The sequence below is a fragment of the Kitasatospora sp. NPDC018058 genome (assembly GCF_044327205.1).
In the GTDB taxonomy this organism is placed as follows: Bacteria; Actinomycetota; Actinomycetes; order Streptomycetales; family Streptomycetaceae; genus Kitasatospora.
This window is the reverse complement of sequence record NZ_JBIRFA010000015.1, coordinates 58,154-74,482: the sequence shown is the minus strand read 5'-3', so window position 1 is coordinate 74,482 and position 16,329 is coordinate 58,154. Positions and strand designations below refer to the sequence as shown.

The window sequence follows — 16,329 nt, the reverse complement described above, 5'->3', positions numbered from 1 at the left end:
GGGTACGCTGCGCCCTGCGAGCGCAGCGAATCATGGAAAGGTGCGTATGGACACCCCGCCCCCGGTCCTGGTCACCCGGCGCCTCGCGCCCGGCGTCATCGAACGGCTCACCGCGCACCACGCCGTGACCTGCCGCGACACCGACGAGGAGATGGACCGCGCCGAGCTGCTCGACGCCGTCCGCGGCCGGCGGGCCGTGCTCACCACCCTGAACAATCGGGTGGACGCCGAGTTCCTGGACGCGGCGGGCCCGCAGCTGGAGATCGTCGCCAACCACGCGGTGGGCTTCCACAACATCGACCTGGCCGCCTGCGCCGAACGCGGTGTGGTGGTCTCCAACACCCCGGGGGTGCTCACCACCGCCACCGCCGAGACGACCTGGGCGCTGCTGCTGGCCGCCACCCGCCGGCTCGGTGAGGGCGAACGCCTGCTGCGCTCGGGCACGCCCTGGACCTGGGCGCCGAACTTCCTGCTCGGCCTGGAGCTGGCCGGCACCCCGCTCGGCATCCTCGGCATGGGCCGGATCGGGCAGGCGGTGGCCCGCCGGGCCCGCGCCTTCGACATGCCGGTGAGCTACCACAACCGCCGCGAACTGCCGCCCGGGCAGGCCGAGGGCGCCGAGTGGAAACCGCTGGAGGAACTGCTCGCCACCTCCACCGTGCTGGTCGTCACCTGCCCGTGCACCGAGGAGACCCGGCACCTGCTGGACGCCCGCCGGCTGGCGATGCTGCCGCGCGGGGCGGTGGTGGTCAGCATGACCGCCGGCGTGGTGGACGAGGAGGCGCTGGCCGCCGCGCTGGAGTCCGGGGCGCTGTTCGCCGCCGCCGTGGACAACTTCGAGCACGAACCCGACCTCCCGGCCGCGCTGCTCGCCCAGGAACGCGCGGTGCTGGTCCCGCACCTGGGCAGCGCCACCGTCCGCACCCGGCAGGCGATGGGCGACCTCGCGGTGGACAACATCGTGGCCGTACTGGGCGGGGGCGAACCCTTGACCCCGGTGAAGGCCTAGCCGCGCCCTGGTCCTAGCCCGCTGCCCACGCCAGGGCGGTGGTCATCACCCGGAACGCCCCGAAGTGCGCCGCCCCGGGCTCCAGGAACAGTTCGGAGCCCGGGATGTGGTCGGCCAGCCAGCGGGAGTGGTCGACCGGCGAGAACTGGTCGTCGGCGCCGTGCCAGAGCCAGGTCGGCACCCGGATCGAGTCGATCTCGAACCCCCACGCGGCGGTGAAGGCCAGCATGTCGTCGATCCAGCCGTCCGCGCCGTGCCGGAACGCCTCCCGGTAGTTGCTCTGCAGCATCTGCCGCAGCCCGCTGTCCGCCACCACCTCCCGGTCGGCGGGGGAGAGCTCGGTGCGCAGCCCGTTCAGCAGCCGGACCGGGTCGTCCTTGATCTGCCGGGAGCGGAACTCCATCGCGTCGGCGATCCTGCTGTGCCCGCGGTCCGCCTCCCGGTAGGCGCGGACATTGGACGGGGTCATCCCGGCGTACCAGTCCAGGCCGGTCGCGTCGCGCGGCGCCAGGCCCACCAGCACCGCGACCCGGCTGACCCGCTCCGGCAGCAGCGCCGCGCAGGCCAGCGCGTGCGGGCCGCCGCCGGAGCGGCCCAGCACCGCGAAGCCGTCCAGCCCCAACTCGTCGGCGATGGTGCGGACATCGGCCGCCGCGTGGGCCACCCGGCGGCCGAACAGCCGGGTCGAGTCGCCGTAGCCGGGCCGGTCGTAGGAGATCAGCCGCACCCCCAGCCGGTACAGCACGGTGCTGCGCGGATGCGGCCCGACCCGGCTGCCGGGCATGCCGTGCAGCAGGAACACCGGACGGCCGCGCGGGTCGCCGAGGGACTCGACGGCGAGGGCGCGGCCGTCCACCGTTTTGACCATCCGTAACGCCACGTGTTCCTCCTCAGTGCTCGCGGTCGGTGGTGGTGCGCACCTCCCGGCGGGCCTGCCAGGTGGTGTGCTCACGGGACACCGCGTCCTCGGCGTCCCGGGCGAGCCGGGCCCAGATCTCCTCGGCGTCCACCGACTCCAGGTCCAGCCGGGCGAGTTGGCTCCGGATCAGCTCCAGCTCGTCGGCCGCCAGCCCGTACGCGGCGGCCAGTGGGCGGTACTGGCGCAGTTGCGCCCAGGCGGTGACCGAGGCGGCCACCGCCGAGACCGTGCCCAGCGCGTCGTAGGTGAACGCGCCGAGTGCCCGCAGCAACGCCAGCACCAGGCCCAGCGCCGGCAGCAGCACGCCCAGCACGCCGGTCCAGTACCCGGCCCGGGCGCAGTAGCGGGACTTTCCGCGGTACCAGTCGTGCTGCACCCGGATCCGCTCGTTCAGGTACACCTCGCGGCGCACCGCCAGCGGCTGGTCGCGCAGGTCGCGCATGGCCTCTGTGATCCCGGCGAGCTCCACCTTCGAGGCCGGCACGGCCACCGGGCTGTCCCGGAAGGCGCCCAGCACCCGGGCGAGCTGGAAGCGGTACAGGCCCTCGGCGTCCGGCAGGCTGCGCGGCGGCGGCTGGTAGGCGTCGGCCCGGACGGCGAACTTCCAGGCCAGCGTCTTCACCGACTCGGCGGCGGCCCGGCCCTCGTACCAGAGGCCCTGGGGGTTCTGCCGGCTGATCACCACGGCCAGCGCCATCGCGCCGAGGTAGGCCCCGGCCGCCGGCCAGGCCCAGGGTTCGCCGTCGGCCGAGCCGGCCGCCGCGGCGATCAGCAGCAGGAGCAGCTCCCAGGCGGAGAGCAGCACCGCGCGGTGCTGGCCGCGCAGCGAGGCCGCGTCGGCGGCCCAGAAGAACTCGGGCAGCAGCTCGCGCTCACGCACCCACCCGGTCCGTCCCGCACCAGACGCCATGTTCGGCCCCCACCCGTCGCTCCGGTCGCACCGCTCTCCTGCCCCGGGCGGCTTCCCGGCACGCCTCCCTAGCCCCGGGGCCGCCCGCAATGGCCGGGAAGCCCCGGTGGTTGTCCGGTACGCCCCGTGCTCGGGTCGGCACCCAGCGTGTGCCGGTGGGCGGGGCTCAGTAGGTGTAGAGGATGCGCCCGGCGTTCTCGGCCATCTGCTCGGCGTTCCACTCGGTGCCGCCCGGGACGTTGCCGGAGCGGAACAGCGGCGGGGCGGGGGCGTCCCCGGCGGCGGCCCGGTCGGCCAGCCGGCCGACCGCGGAGGCGACCACGGCCTGCATCAGCGCGCTGGTCACGATGGTGGAGACCGGGCCGAAGGAGGTCTCGGCGCCCGGGTGGGTCAGCTCGCCGTCGCCGACCGCGACCTTGCTGTCCAGCACCACGTCGCAGTGGTCCTTCAGATAGGTGCCGGAGGGGTGCGCCGAGGGCACCTCGCCCGGGTAGGCCAGCGAGGTCACCCCGATCACCTTCAGCCCGCGGTCCCGGGCGTACCGGGCCAGCTCGACCGGCATCACCTGGCGGCCGGACAGCGAGATCAGGAACAGCAGGTCCCCGGCGGTCGCCGGGGTGAGGTCCAGGGTGGCGGTGGCCAGCCCGGAGACCCGCTCCAGGGCGCTGGCCAGCGGCGCGGGCATCGTCGTCACCCCGGCCATCCCGGGCACGTTCAGCAGGTTCATCGGGACCAGCCCGCCGGCCCGGTAGACCACGTCCTGGGCCGGCAGCGAGGAGTGCCCGGCGCCGAAGGCGAACACCCGGCGACCCTCGGAGATCGCCTCGGCCAGCAGGGCGGCGGCGGCCTCGATGGTGTCGGCCTCCTCCTCGCGGACCCGCTGCAGGTGGTCGATGGCGGCGTCGAAGTACCTGCCGACCAGGTCGTTCATCGGTTGCCTTCGCTCTCTGCCGGTGGGGGCGCCGGCCGGGCGGGGCGGCCGGGGTGGTCCAGACCGCCAGTGGAGAAAACTACGGCGAGCACGGTCGCGCCCCGGCGGCACCGCTGTCAACAGGAACGAAAACCGGTACCGGAACCCCCCGGGCGGGCCCGCTCGTCGGTGCGGTACGTCAGAATTGGCGGTGAGGACACCGAAGAACGGAGCCAGCGGCGATGTCTGGGCTGATCGACACCACTGAGATGTACCTTCGCACCATCCTGGAACTGGAGGAAGAGGGCATCGTCCCGATGCGGGCCCGGATCGCCGAGCGCCTGGAGCAGAGCGGTCCCACGGTCAGCCAGACGGTCGGCCGGATGGAGCGCGACGGGCTGCTCCAGGTCGCGGGGGACCGCCACCTGGAACTCACCGAGGAGGGCCGCCGGCTCGCGGTGCGCGTCATGCGCAAGCACCGCATCGCCGAGTGCCTGCTCGTCGACGTGATCGGCCTGGAGTGGGAGCAGGTGCACGAGGAGGCCTGCCGCTGGGAGCACGTGATGAGCGAGACGGTCGAGCGCAAGGTGCTCGCCATGCTCGGCCACCCGACCCAGTCCCCGTACGGCAACCCGATCCCGGGCCTGGACGAGCTGGGCGACACCAAGGCCGAGGGCGAGGGCTTCGACGCCGCGCTCGTCCCGCTGGACTCCGTCAAGCCGGGCGAGGCCGGGGCCGACGTGGTGGTCCGCCGGATCGGCGAGCCGATCCAGACCGACAGCGAGCTGATGAGCACCCTGCGCCGGGCCGGCGTCCGGCCGGGCTCCACGGTCAAGGTGAGCGCCGGTGTGGCCGGTGTGCTGGTCGGCACCGGGGACAACGCGGCGGAGCTGGGCAAGGACATCGCCCAGCACGTCTTCGTCGCCCAGGCCTGAAAACGGTCGGGGCCCGCTGCTCCCCGTGCAGCGGGCCCTTCCCGTCCTCCCCGGTTCCCCTCCGTCCCCTCCGCTCCCTCCCGGTTCCCCTCCACCGCCTCGCCCGGCTTCCCCGTCCGAGCGACCCTTCCGGCGTCCCCTCGCACAGCAATCCTCCCCTCGGCCGATCATGACAATCCTTGAGCACTGTCACTCGTACGAGGGGCTTTTCCGGTTGACCAGCGGGTAGACCAGGGCCTTATCCGCACATGCGTATGACGGGCCGCGCCTCCGGTGGGAGGCAAGGCCCGTCACTCGCGCGCGTGGTGTCGCGCGGTGCACGCCCTCACCCGATCGGGCGCAGGGCGGCATGATCCTGTGGTCAGACCCCGGCCGGCTGGGCGGCCTGGGCGTGGTGCGAGGGCGCCTCGCGGCCGCACGCGTAGGCGAGCGGGCTGATCAACTCGGCGGCGTCCGGCAGCCAGCGGTTGAGCGCGGAGGGGGAGCGGGCCCACTGGGCGTAGCCGGTGGAGCCGATCCGGGACGGCGGGGCGACCGTCCAGTCCCCCTCGCCGCGGGCGACCAGGTCCAGCCGTCCTTGCGGCCAGCCCAGCTTGCGGAGCATCCCCGGCAGCTTGGCCGCGACCCCGGGCAGCACCAGGAAGTGCAGCCGCCGCCCCACCCGGCCGGGCGAGGCGGGCAGCACCGCGACCGGGCCGAGCTGGAGGTCCATCCGCTCCATCCGGGCCAGCGCCAGGCACCCGGCGGTCTCCGGGACGTCCAGGACGTCGAAGGACCGGCCGGTGGGCAACAGGATCGAGGCCTCGGGCCGTTCGGTCCACCAGCGCCGCACCGCGCCCGGCCCGGCGCTCGCCTTGCGGGCCCAGTCCGCGTCCAGCGGGTGGGCGCCCGGCAGCGCGCAGTGCAGGTCGCCGCAGGAGCAGTGGGCGGGCCCGTCGCCGTCGATCAGCCAGGCGCCCGGGGCTACCTCCCAGTGGCGGTTCTCGGCGTAGTTGACGGCTTCGATCAGCAGCGGGGGCAGGTCGGCGTTCTTGTCCTGGCCGGGGGCGTCGGGGGTGTCATCCACGCGCTGCTCAACTACCGTGCGTGAGGCTGGTTACGGTCCGGTGGCGCCCGGTCGGCCGCATCCGGGCAATGTCACCCGAACCGGTGACTCAACCGAGTTGGGGCGGGAGGAGGCAGGCGCAGCGGGGGCGCACGGAAGCATTTCCCAGGGCGCGTGGGGGGTGCGGTTCGTCACCGTGGGTATCCCGCTGGCGTTGCTGATCGCTAACCTGGTGTCAGATTCCTTGGACGGTCGGACAGTCGGCAACAGATCAGCAGAATCGTCGCCCGCCGGCCGGGACCGGAGGGTGTGGGGAGGCGAAGCCCAATGGCCGCGAGACCACTCGTCGCACGACAGCCCAACGAGCGTCTGCAGCAACTGATCCAGGAGGCCAGCTGCTCCAACGCCGGTCTGGCCCGCAGGGTCAACCTGTGCGGCGCGGAGCACGGTCTGGACCTGCGCTACGACAAGACCTCCGTGGCCCGCTGGCTGCGCGGTCAGCAGCCGCGCGGGCAGGCGCCGGCCGTGATCGCCGAGGCCCTGGGCCGCAAGCTCGGCCGCAGCGTGTCGGTCGAGGAGATCGGCATGGCCGACGGCAAGCACCTCAGCTCCGGCATCGGGCTGCAGTTCGCGCCGACCCTGAACGCGGCCCTGGAGCAGGTGTGCGAGCTGTGGCGCAGTGACGTCGGCCGGCGGGACTTCCTGACCGGGGCGACGGTCGCCGCCTCCGCCCTGGTGGAGCCCAGTCGGGACTGGCTGATCACCCCGCCCGACCCGGTGGTGGCGCGCACCGGCGGCCCCCGGGTCGGCCCGACCGACGTGGCCGCGATCAGGGCCACCACCGCGATGCTGGTCGACCTGGACCACCGCTTCGGCAGCGGGCACGTCCGCCCGGTGGTCGTGCACTACCTCAACTCGGTGGTCTCCGGCCTGCTCGGCGGTGCCTACCGGGAGGAGACCGGACGCCAACTCTTCGCAGCGGTGGCCCGGTTGACCGAGCTGGCCGGCTACATGGCGGTGGACACCGGCCAGCCCGGGCTGGCCCAGCGCTACTACATCCAGGCCCTGCGGCTGGCCCAGGCCGCCGACGACCGGGGCTACGGCGGCTACGTGCTGGCCGCCTCGATGAGCCACCTGGCGGCCACCCTCGGCAACCCGCGGGAGATCGCCCAGCTCGCCCGCGCCGCCCAGGAGGGCGCCCGTACGGTGGCCACCCCGACGGCGATGGCGATGTTCTACGCCGCCGAGGCCCGCGGCCACGCCCTGCTCGGCGACGCCCGCTCCTGCGAGGCGGTGTCGGCCAAGGCGCTGGAGATGATGGAGAAGCGCCGCCCGGAGGACGATCCGGACTGGATCGCCCACTTCGACGACGCCTACCTCGCCGACGAGCTCGCCCACTGCCACCGGGACCTGGAGCAGGCCGGCCCGGCCGAGCACTACGCCCGCCGGGCGCTCGACCTGCACCCGCCGACCCGGGTCCGCCGCCGCGCGGTGGACCTCGTCCTGCTCGCCACCGCCCAGCTCCAGCAGCGTGACCTGGAGCGCGCCTGCGAGACGGGCACCCAGGCGGTGCGCCTGCTGAGCGGGCTGCGCTCCAACCGGGGCGTGGAGTACCTGGACGAGTTCCGGCGCAGGCTGGAGCCCTACCGGGAGCAGCGGGTGGTGCGCGAGTTCCACGCCCGGGCGGACGCGGAGGCGGCCTAGCGAGGGCGGGCGGACCCTGAGATCGTCTGTGTAGGGAGCGTGTGGGATCGTCCCGCCCACGTGGTCACCCGGTGAGGCGAACCGGTAGCGTGGGCGCGACGTCCAAGGAACTGTGATGCTCCCAAGAACCGACGAGAAGTGGTCCGCCGTCAGCACGCGGTCCGGCCCAGGTGAGGAATCGCGTTGAGCCAGCGCCGCTCGTACCCCAACTCGGGTGACTTCAACCTGGACGATCTGTTCCGCCCGGAGCCCGGCCAGCCCCAGGGCCAGCCGGGCTATCCGCAGGGCCCCACGGCCGTGCCGCCGGTCGGACAGCCGTCCGGGCAGCCGGAGTACCTCGGCGACGGCGCGCACGCGATGCCGACCCAGGCCGTGCCCGCCCAGCAGCCCCCGTGGGGCGCCGCGCCGCAGCCGGGTTACGGCGTGCCGCAGCCCGAGGCCCCGGAGACCCAGCACCTGCCGCCGTACCCGGGCGGAGACCCCCAGGCCGGCGGCTACCCGGTGCAGCAGCCCGGTTACGGCGTTCCGCCGCAGGCCGCGCCCGGCTACCAGGGCTACGCGCCGCAGCCGCAGCAGCCGGCCTATCCCGCGCAGGGCTACGGCCAGGAGACCTATGCGCCGGACCCGGACGCCACCCAGGGCGGCGGCTCGGTCCGCGGCGGCCGCCCGTCCAACAAGCTGATCATCGGCGGTGTGGTGGCGGGCTGCGCGGCGGCCGGCGTGCTGGTCGCCGTCCTGATGGGCGGCGGCGGTGACGACACCAAGGCCGGCCAGAAGACCACCCCGGTGGCCGCCACCGGCAGCACCGCCCCCGGCACGGCGAGCGCGTCCGGCTCCGGCGCCGCGGCCGACCCGGAGGTCAAGGCCCAGGCACAGCCGCTGTCCGACCTGCTGGGCACCGCGAGCGACAGCCGCAGCTCGGTGGTCTCGGCGGTCGCCTCGGTGCAGAAGTGCGACAAGCTTCCCGAGTCGCAGCAGGCCCTGGCCGCGGCGGCCGGCAAGCGGCGCGAGCTGCAGAGCAAGCTCGGCCAGCTGAAGACCGACAAGCTCCCCGGCGGCCAGCAGCTGATCGACCAGCTCAACGCCGCCTGGACGGCCTCGGCCCAGGCCGACGACGAGTACGCGGCGTGGGCGACCGACGCCCAGTCCTCCTGCGACCCGAAGAAGCCGGACACCGGCAACCAGCACTACAAGAACGCCGTCCAGGCCAGCGGCACGGCGACCACCGCGAAGAAGCAGGCCTCGACCCTGTGGAACGCGATCGCCACCCAGACCGGGCTGACCAGCCGGAGCGACGGCGACCTGTAGGGCGTGCTCCGGGCACTGCGCGACGCCGACGGGCGGGCCCCCCGGGCCCGCCCGTGCGCGACGTGCCCGGTCAGGCCGGGGGACGGCCCCCGGTGAGCACCCAGCGGACGTCCACGAAGCCCGGCTGCTGCAGGGTCATCCGGCCGTTCTTGACCACCTGGTAGGTGACCCAGGTGTTCACCAGCCGCGGCGACTCGGTGCTGGGCAGCATGTTGGTGGTGCCCCAGTTCAGCGGCGGGGTGAGGCCCACGTCGATGCCCTCGCCGCTGTCCAGCAGCGCGGTGATCGTCTTCGCGGTGGTCGGCTTGCCGGCCGCCGACAGCTTCTCGGACACCGACCGGAACACCTCGTAGGCGACCCAGGTGGTCTGCACGCCGGGGTCGGAGACGTCGATGGTCCGCCCGCCGGTGGTGTCGGAGCGCACCACCCCGCGCAGCCCGTCCCAGGTCTTGGCCGACTCCGGCGGGTACCAGCTGGTGACGAACGCGCCGGCCAGCGGGCCGGTGTCGCCGCCGGTGGAGTCGACCACCGACTGCTGGACGCTGCCGATCACCGAGGCGATCCGGGTGTTCTTCGGGTTCTGCCGCCGGTAGGAGTCCAGCAGGTTGCCGGTCGGCTCGGCGGCCAGGGCGCTGGTGATGCAGTTGCCCGGGTCGTCCCTGCCGATCGCCTTGCGGACCCACTGGGTGTAGTCCGAGGACTGCTCGGGCGCCTTGACGTCCAGCAGTTTGATGCCGGCCGGCTTGAGCGCGTTGCCCAGGTAGCCGAGCAGGTTGTCGCCGGCCGGGGTGTCCGGGCGGACCAGCGAGACGGCCTTGCAGCCGGCCTCGACCAGCTGGCGGCCGCTGCCGGCGATCAGTGCGGGCATCCCGCCGTCCACCGGGTAGGACAGCGGGCTGGAGAACTCGGGCTGGGAGAGGCCGTACCCGCCGATCAGCGGGATGCCGGCGCGTTCCAGCACCGGCATGAAGGCGTCGCCCCACTGGCTGTAGGAGCCGATCACGGCGACCGCCTTGGCGTCCACCGCCTGCTGGGCGCAGGCCTTGGCGCCGTCCGCCCGGTTGTGCTCGTTGCAGGTGATCACGTGCAGCCGGTGGCCGTTTAACCCGCCCTTGAGGTTGACGTCCTGGCCGATCGCCTCGGCGAGCGCGGTCATGCCCGGGCGGTCCGCCGAGCCGGTGCCGGACGGGGCCCAGGTCATCACGGTCAGGTCGTCGGCAGAGGTGGAGGCATCGGCCGGACCGCCGCACGCGGTGGCCGAGAAGAGGGTGGGGAGCAGTGCCGCGGCGGCTGCCGCGGCGGCGATCGGGCGCCGGTTGCGGCGTCCGGCGATCGGGGGACGGGCTTGGAACGAGTCCCTTCGGCTGGTCATCGGTCTTCCCTCTCTGGGCGCCATCCGGCGCACCGGAACCAGCCAAGCCCCGGCGCCACAAGCCGAGAGGGCCGAAATGAGAACGATCGGCAAACGACGGCTGAACTCCGAAGGGGTACGCGTGTAGATCGCGAGTGGAGCACGAACAGACGGGGAACGTACGATCGTTCACCATGTCCGCCAGCACAGATTCTTCGCACAGGTCTGCCCGAAACCCTTCTCGTCCGGGCCACCGCTCCAGCACGATGGGCGGCATGCCCCTCAACGACCTGCCCTGGTGGCGCTGGCGAGCCCGACTGCGCTCGGCGCTGCACATGCTGTCCGACCCCGGCTTCCAGCAGGAGACCTGGTTGGCCGGCCGTGAGGGCTTCGGCGACGTGACCGACGCCGTCTACCGGCTGGTCGAGGACACCTGGCTGGACCGCTGGTCCGCCGAGAAGTACGTGGGCACGATCTTCCGCGACTCCGCCGAGGCCGCCCTGGTCGACGTCGCGGTGCTGCGGGCCGTGCAGATGCTGCACGAGGTCGGTGCGGACGCCCCGGCCTCCGCCTACCTCGGCCACCCCGGCTGGCCGGAGACCGTCCGGGCCGCCCGCGAGGCGCACGTCGTGCTGGCCGTCGGCGACGGGGACGACCCGGACGCGGCCCCCAAGTCGCTGGACGTGCTGCGCATCCTGACCCAGGTCTGAGACCTCCCGCCGGGCAGTGCCGTCCCGCAGTACGGGCAGCGGGGCGGCGACTGTCCAGGATGTGACACGCTGGACCGTCCACGCACGCACGACCTCAGGACGGGATACCCCCAGTGGAACAGCAGCCGGCCAGCGCCCAGTACGTCCTCACGCTGTCCTGCCCCGACAAGCAGGGCATCGTCCACGCTGTCTCCAGCTACCTCTTCATGACCGGCTGCAACATCATCGACAGCCAGCAGTTCGGTGACGGGGACAGCGGACTGTTCTTCATGCGGGTGCACTTCTCCGCCCCCGAGCCGGTCACCGCCGACAAGCTGCGGGCCAGCTTCGCCGCGATCGGCGCCTCCTTCGGGATGGACTGGCAGATCCACCCGACCGAGCAGCGGATGCGGATCGTCCTCATGGTCAGCAAGTTCGGGCACTGCCTGAACGACCTGCTCTACCGCACCCGGATCGGCGCGCTGCCGGTGGAGATCGCCGCGGTGGTCTCCAACCACACCGACCTCCAGGACCTGACCGAGAGCTACGGCATCCCGTTCCACCACATCCCGGTCACCAAGGACACCAAGGCCGAGGCCGAGCGGCAGCTGCTGGACCTGGTCGCCAAGGAGGAGGTGGAACTGGTCGTGCTGGCCCGCTACATGCAGGTGCTCTCCGACCAGCTGTGCACCGAGCTGTCCGGGCGCGTGATCAACATCCACCACTCCTTCCTGCCGAGCTTCAAGGGCGCCAAGCCCTACCACCAGGCGCACGCCCGCGGCGTGAAGCTGATCGGCGCCACCGCCCACTACGTCACCGCCGACCTCGACGAGGGCCCGATCATCGAGCAGGAGGTGGCCCGGGTCACCCACGACGTCAGCCCGGACCAGCTGGTCGCGCTCGGCCGGGACGTCGAGTGCCAGGCGCTGGCCCGCGCGGTCAAGTGGCACAGCGAGCACCGGGTGCTGCTGGACGGGGCCCGGACGGTCGTCTTCGCGTAGCCCCGGGTACGGCTTTTGCGGCCTTACGGCCTTACGGCTTCATGGCCTCACGGCTTCATGGGCCTTATGGCCGCGACAGCAGCGGCAGCGCGTGCAGCACCTCGCGCACCGCGGCCCGGTCACCGTGCTCGCCCACCGGCAGCCGGTCCGGGTCACGGTGCGCGGCGGCCAGCTGGCACAGCTCCAGGCCGTCCAGCACCATCGAGGCCACCGGCTCTCCGCCGGGCGGGCCGGCCTCCTGGCCGTCCAGCGGCACCAGCCACTCGCCCGCCGCCGGACCGTCCACCACCAGCCGCAGCCGGCGGTCGCCCGGGCCGCTCCCGGCCGGCGCACCCGGCACCCCGGCGAGCTCGCGCCGCGCCGTGCGCAGCCCGGCCAGCGCCCGGGGGAGCAGCCGGACCACCAGCTCCACCATCTGTCGCAGGTGCTGCGGGGCCGGCGGGTCGTACGGGTAGGCCACCGCGCGGGCCACGTCCTCGCCGTGCACGAAGCACTCCAGGGCGCGGTCCACGAAGGCGTCGCGCAGCGGCAGCACCGCGAAGCCGAGGTCGACCGGGGCGCTGCCCTGCGGGGCGAGCGAGGCGCTGCGCACCAGGTCGTGGGTCTGCCGCCGCCACCGTGAGCGCACCGACTGTGGAGGCAGCCCGGCCTGGTCGGCGAGCAGCCGGGCGGTGCGCGCGGTGATCGCGGCGTACGGGCCGCCCTGCGGCGGGACCCGCGGCGCCACGGCCGCCTCCTGCGGCGGCACCCGCCACTCGACGGCCGGGGCCGGTGCGGTCGAGGACACCGTGGGCGTGCCCACAGCGGCCGACACCGGGTCGGGCAGACCGAGGGCGAGTGCCAGCACGCCGTCCACGGCGGTCAGCCGGCCCAGCACCTCGGCCGGGCGCAGCCGCTCGGTGCCGCCGTGCCACGGCAGTTCGGCCACCTCCTGCCACTCCTCCGGGCCGAGGTCGCGCAGCAGCGCGTCGAGCTTGGCGGTCTCCGCGGTGTACGGCATCCCCCAGGTGGGGACGGGCAGTTCGGCCGGGCGCCGGGCCAGGCACCAGTCCATCACCTGCTGGCGCAACGAGCCGGGCTGGTCCAGCGGCTCGTCCAGGGCGAGCCAGCCGGCCGCATCGCGCAGCCGGGCCGACTCCTCGGCGCACTCCGGGCAGGCGCGCAGGTGCTGCTCCAACTCGGCGGCCTCACGTGGCGGGCAGGCGCCCAGGGACCAGGCGCCGAGCAGCGAGCGGAACGCGTCGTGCTGCTCCTCGCTCATGCGCCCACCTCTCCCCCAGCCTCAGGCCAGGGGTACCCCCACCGCTCGGCAGTCGCTTCGCGAAACACGCACCTCTCGATGGTGAGCTCGCTCCGCTCGCTCACGTTCACCTGTCCCCGTCCCTGTTCTCCTGGCGGGCCCGCTCGTCGGCCAGTTCGGTGGCCAGCAGCTCCAGACCGAGCCGCATCCGCTGCTTGGCGGCCTGCTCGCTGATGCCGAGCAGCCGGGCCGTCTCCTGGTAGGTGCGGCCGTCGTAGTACGTCACCGCGATGGTCACCCGCAGGGGTTGGGGCAGGGAGTCGACCACGTACTGCACGCGCGCGGCGGTGGCCACGGTGCGGATCTCCGCCTCGGCCGGGCCGGCGTCGCCGTCCCTGGTCCACTCGGCGGCGCGCTGCGCCCGCAACCGCTCGACCGCGCGGCGGTGGGTGAGCGCGCCGAGCCAGGAGCGCAGCGATCCCTGGGCGGGGTCGAAGTCCTCGGGGTGCTCCCAGAGGTGGGCGAATATCTCCCGGGTGAGCTGGGCGGCGGCGGCCTGGTCGGCGAGGACCCGCCCGGCCAGCCCGTGCACCATCGGTGCGAGCTGGTCGTAGAGTTCGCCGAGCGCGGTCTCCTCGCCGCGGGCGAGGCGCCGTTGCAACTGCTCGTCCCAGCGCGGAGTTCGGTCCGGGGTGGCCATCAAGAACCACCCTCCTGCCCGGTTCACTGACGTTACCCAACGGTATCCCGTGGCCGGTCGGCGGTGGGAGGGAATCCGGCAAGATCGGCCGCCCACCTGATCGATCGGCGCCCTCGTGGATACGCGCGGGCGGTCCGGGTGCGCGGTGGGTCGTCACACGGTGGGACGGTCCGCTCGTGGGGCGGTCCGTCGACGGTGCTGTTCGAGACCTGCTGGACATATGTCCAGCGGTGGTTCGCGAGTGGCGGGCGGGGTGCGGCGGGTGTCCGGCGGTAGGTTCACGCGCTAGGCGGAACCGGCCGGTCGGCCCGGGCCGGACGAGTGCCGGTGCGAGGCTCGCGAGAGTGAACGGGACAGTATGCACTGCGCTGTCCCCCGATCGCCGGAATATGCCCGAAGCGCTTGCTGCGGTCCGCCCGCCCACCCATCCTGAGGCGTATTCGTGTCGCGGCCAGTTGCGCGACCGACGAGTTGGCGCGGACGAGTGGGCGCCGGGCGGACGGGTCGGCGAGCGCCCGGGTGAGCCTCGGGTGGCACCGGGCGATGTGCGAGCGCCCGCGGCCGGCCGATCCGGCCCGATCGGGACGATGGCCGAACTGCGAGTGCGGGTGGTGGAGCGGTGCAGGTTCTTCAGGTGCAGCTTGCGGTGCAGGCGGACCCCGCCGAGGTCGGCCGGGCCCGTCGGTGGGTGCGCTCGCGACTGCTGAACCACGGCGTGGAACCGGACGCGCCGATGGCCGAGACGGTGGTGCTGGTGGTCTCGGAACTGGTCACCAACGCCGTGGTGCACACCGGTTGTCCGGCCGTCCTGCGGCTCTGTCTGCCGATGTCCGACGACGCGGCGCAGCCCGGCCCGGTCGGCCCGCTGCGGGTGGAGGTGGCCGACGCGAGCCGGACCGCCCCGGCGCCGCGGCACGCCGGGGCGGACGAGGACGCCACCAACGGGCGCGGCCTGGAGCTGGTCGAGTTGCTCTGCGAGCGCTGGGGCTGGTACCCGGACGGTTCGGGCAAGCGGGTCTGGTGCGAGATCGGCGCCGATGCCCGCCCGGCCGATCCGATGGCGGGCGCGGACTGGGCGGCTTTGGCGCAATAGCGGCTTTCGGTGCGGTCGTCGGCCGGTGCCGATCACCGGCCGAAAGGTGACGCAACCATTCCGAATTTCGGACTACCCATTGACGTGAAGTATCCGACTGATCACGCTTGGGTGCGGCTCTCCGTTGCGAGGGGACGCCGAGGGGATGTCCGTCCGCCGCCACGGTGCTGCTGTCCAGGGGGATCGCGCCAGCAGGGGGGACGTGGACCGCCGGTCGCGGGCCGTTCCTCGGCGAGTGCGGAGGGCGCGGCGCGGCTTCAGGGCCCGCGCGCCGCGATCGGATGGCGGCCTGCCGCGCTGCGCTCGGGGTGCGCGCGGCCGGCCGCTGTCCGTGGCGTCGCCCGGGAGCGGCGAATTCCGGCCAGTGGCCAGTCTTGTCCCAGCCCTCACTCAGGAAGCCTGTCGCACCCCCGGTACGGCCTCGGCCGGACCGGCCCGGAAAGTGCGCCGGTAGGCGCTCGGGGCCACGTCCAGGCGGCCGCGCAGTTGCAGCCGCAGCGAGGCGGCGGTGCCGAACCCGGACTCCCGGGCGACCTGGTCGATCGTCAGATCGGTGCGTTCCAGCAGTTGACGGGCCCGCTCGGTGCGCTGGGTGGTGATCCACTGGCCGGGGCTGGCGCCGGTCTCCTCGCGGAAGCGCCGGGTGAAGGTCCGCACGCTCATGCCCGCCCGGTCGGCGAGTTGGCGCAGCGGCAGCGGTTCGTCCAGGTGCTCCAGCGCCCAGGCGCGGACGGCGGTGGTGGTGAAGCCGCCGGTCTCCACCGGGGGGCTTGGGGCCTCCACGTACTGCTTCTGGCCGCCGTCGCGCCACGGCGGCACCAGGCAGGCGCGGGCCACCGCGTTGGCCACCGCGCTGCCGTGGTCGCGGCGCACCACGTGCAGGCACAGGTCCACCCCGGCGGCCACTCCGCCGGAGGTGAGGACGTCGCCGTCGTCGGTGTAGAGCACGTCGGAGTCGAGCTTCACCTGCGGGTACATCCGGGCGAAGCGGTCGGTGTAGGCCCAGTGGGTGGTGGCCGGGCGGCCGTCCAGCAGGCCGGCGGCGGCCAGCAGGAAGGAGCCGGTGCAGATCGACATCAGCCGGGTGCCGGGCCGGATCCGCCCCAGCGCGGCGGCCAGTTCGGGGGTGAAGGCGGCGTCGACGACGTTCGGGCTGGAGTCCCGGGACGCCGGGATCACCACCGTGTCGGCCCGCTCCAGCAGTTCGGGCCCGTGGTCGACGGCGATCCGGAAGTCGGTGCTGGTGCCGACCGGTCCGCCGTCCAGGGTGCAGGTGGCCACCTGGTAGAGCGGCTGCCCGTCGTCGCCCCTGGCACTGCCGAAGATCCGGGCGGGGATGCCGAGTTCGAAGGCGATCACGCCCTCCAGGGCGAGTACCGCGACGAGGTGCGCCATGCCGGTCCTTCCGCAGGTCGGTGGGGGTCCGGGCCAGGGTATGCCAGACCGTGGCCCGATTCTTGCGAAAGCTGTCATTCAGGCCACTCGTTCCGGCCCCGGGCGTGCCGGGACACTCGT

The 16,329-nt window shown here is 73.6% G+C and carries 15 protein-coding genes; 7 read left to right on the top strand and 8 right to left on the bottom strand.

Annotated features, from left to right (window positions below; all coding sequences use genetic code 11):
• Nucleotides 1–46 precede the first annotated feature (46 nt).
• The gene (locus tag ACH4E7_RS22020; protein ID WP_396250711.1) at nucleotides 47–1,009 is read left to right on the top strand and encodes a 2-hydroxyacid dehydrogenase; all 963 of its coding nucleotides are present in this window, start codon (nucleotides 47–49) and stop codon (nucleotides 1,007–1,009) included.
• Nucleotides 1,010–1,022: 13 nt separating this feature from the next.
• Here ACH4E7_RS22020 and ACH4E7_RS22015 read toward each other — a convergent pair whose 3' ends face one another.
• The 3 genes from ACH4E7_RS22015 to ACH4E7_RS22005 form a co-directional block, all read right to left on the bottom strand.
• Nucleotides 1,023–1,877: an alpha/beta fold hydrolase gene (locus ACH4E7_RS22015; RefSeq protein WP_396250829.1), complete on the bottom strand. Its 855-nt coding sequence runs from the start codon at nucleotides 1,875–1,877 to the stop codon at nucleotides 1,023–1,025.
• A 22-nt stretch (nucleotides 1,878–1,899) separates the two neighbouring features.
• Entirely contained in the window at nucleotides 1,900–2,808 is a 909-nt protein-coding gene (locus ACH4E7_RS22010; protein WP_396250710.1) for a DUF4231 domain-containing protein, read from the bottom strand.
• Between the two features lie 196 nt (nucleotides 2,809–3,004).
• Nucleotides 3,005–3,769, bottom strand: coding sequence for an SIS domain-containing protein (locus tag ACH4E7_RS22005; RefSeq protein WP_396250708.1), 765 nt, complete (start codon nucleotides 3,767–3,769; stop codon nucleotides 3,005–3,007).
• A gap of 221 nt (nucleotides 3,770–3,990) precedes the next feature.
• Between ACH4E7_RS22005 and ACH4E7_RS22000 the strand changes: the two genes are divergently transcribed.
• The gene (locus ACH4E7_RS22000; protein WP_396250707.1) at nucleotides 3,991–4,683 is read left to right on the top strand and encodes a metal-dependent transcriptional regulator; all 693 of its coding nucleotides are present in this window, start codon (nucleotides 3,991–3,993) and stop codon (nucleotides 4,681–4,683) included.
• Between the two features lie 361 nt (nucleotides 4,684–5,044).
• On the opposite strand, the gene ACH4E7_RS21995 is transcribed toward ACH4E7_RS22000, so the two are convergent.
• Nucleotides 5,045–5,749: a bifunctional DNA primase/polymerase gene (locus ACH4E7_RS21995; RefSeq protein ID WP_396250706.1), complete on the bottom strand. Its 705-nt coding sequence runs from the start codon at nucleotides 5,747–5,749 to the stop codon at nucleotides 5,045–5,047.
• A gap of 306 nt (nucleotides 5,750–6,055) precedes the next feature.
• Here ACH4E7_RS21995 and ACH4E7_RS21990 point away from each other — a divergent pair, with 306 nt between their 5' ends.
• Nucleotides 6,056–7,432, top strand: a complete 1,377-nt coding sequence (locus ACH4E7_RS21990; protein ID WP_396250705.1) for a transcriptional regulator — start codon at nucleotides 6,056–6,058, stop codon at nucleotides 7,430–7,432.
• A gap of 183 nt (nucleotides 7,433–7,615) precedes the next feature.
• The gene (locus ACH4E7_RS21985; RefSeq protein WP_396250704.1) at nucleotides 7,616–8,740 is read left to right on the top strand and encodes a hypothetical protein; all 1,125 of its coding nucleotides are present in this window, start codon (nucleotides 7,616–7,618) and stop codon (nucleotides 8,738–8,740) included.
• Nucleotides 8,741–8,810: 70 nt separating this feature from the next.
• On the opposite strand, the gene ACH4E7_RS21980 is transcribed toward ACH4E7_RS21985, so the two are convergent.
• Entirely contained in the window at nucleotides 8,811–10,112 is a 1,302-nt protein-coding gene (locus ACH4E7_RS21980) for an ABC transporter substrate-binding protein (protein WP_396250703.1), read from the bottom strand.
• Nucleotides 10,113–10,285: 173 nt separating this feature from the next.
• On the opposite strand from ACH4E7_RS21980, the gene ACH4E7_RS21975 reads away from it, so the two are divergent.
• Nucleotides 10,286–10,801 carry a hypothetical protein gene (locus ACH4E7_RS21975; RefSeq protein WP_396250702.1) on the top strand — a complete coding sequence of 172 codons (516 nt, stop codon included), beginning with the start codon at nucleotides 10,286–10,288 and terminating at the stop codon, nucleotides 10,799–10,801.
• 113 nt (nucleotides 10,802–10,914) lie between these two features.
• Nucleotides 10,915–11,781, top strand: coding sequence for a formyltetrahydrofolate deformylase (purU, locus tag ACH4E7_RS21970; protein WP_396250701.1), 867 nt, complete (start codon nucleotides 10,915–10,917; stop codon nucleotides 11,779–11,781).
• A gap of 64 nt (nucleotides 11,782–11,845) precedes the next feature.
• Here purU and ACH4E7_RS21965 read toward each other — a convergent pair whose 3' ends face one another.
• Nucleotides 11,846–13,042, bottom strand: coding sequence for a zf-HC2 domain-containing protein (locus ACH4E7_RS21965; protein WP_396250700.1), 1,197 nt, complete (start codon nucleotides 13,040–13,042; stop codon nucleotides 11,846–11,848).
• A 106-nt stretch (nucleotides 13,043–13,148) separates the two neighbouring features.
• Nucleotides 13,149–13,721: a sigma-70 family RNA polymerase sigma factor gene (locus ACH4E7_RS21960; protein WP_396250699.1), complete on the bottom strand. Its 573-nt coding sequence runs from the start codon at nucleotides 13,719–13,721 to the stop codon at nucleotides 13,149–13,151.
• Nucleotides 13,722–14,340: 619 nt separating this feature from the next.
• Between ACH4E7_RS21960 and ACH4E7_RS21955 the strand changes: the two genes are divergently transcribed.
• Nucleotides 14,341–14,814 carry an ATP-binding protein gene (locus ACH4E7_RS21955; protein WP_396250698.1) on the top strand — a complete coding sequence of 158 codons (474 nt, stop codon included), beginning with the start codon at nucleotides 14,341–14,343 and terminating at the stop codon, nucleotides 14,812–14,814.
• A 390-nt stretch (nucleotides 14,815–15,204) separates the two neighbouring features.
• On the opposite strand, the gene ACH4E7_RS21950 is transcribed toward ACH4E7_RS21955, so the two are convergent.
• Nucleotides 15,205–16,209, bottom strand: coding sequence for a GlxA family transcriptional regulator (locus tag ACH4E7_RS21950; protein ID WP_396250697.1), 1,005 nt, complete (start codon nucleotides 16,207–16,209; stop codon nucleotides 15,205–15,207).
• Nucleotides 16,210–16,329: the final 120 nt, after the last annotated feature.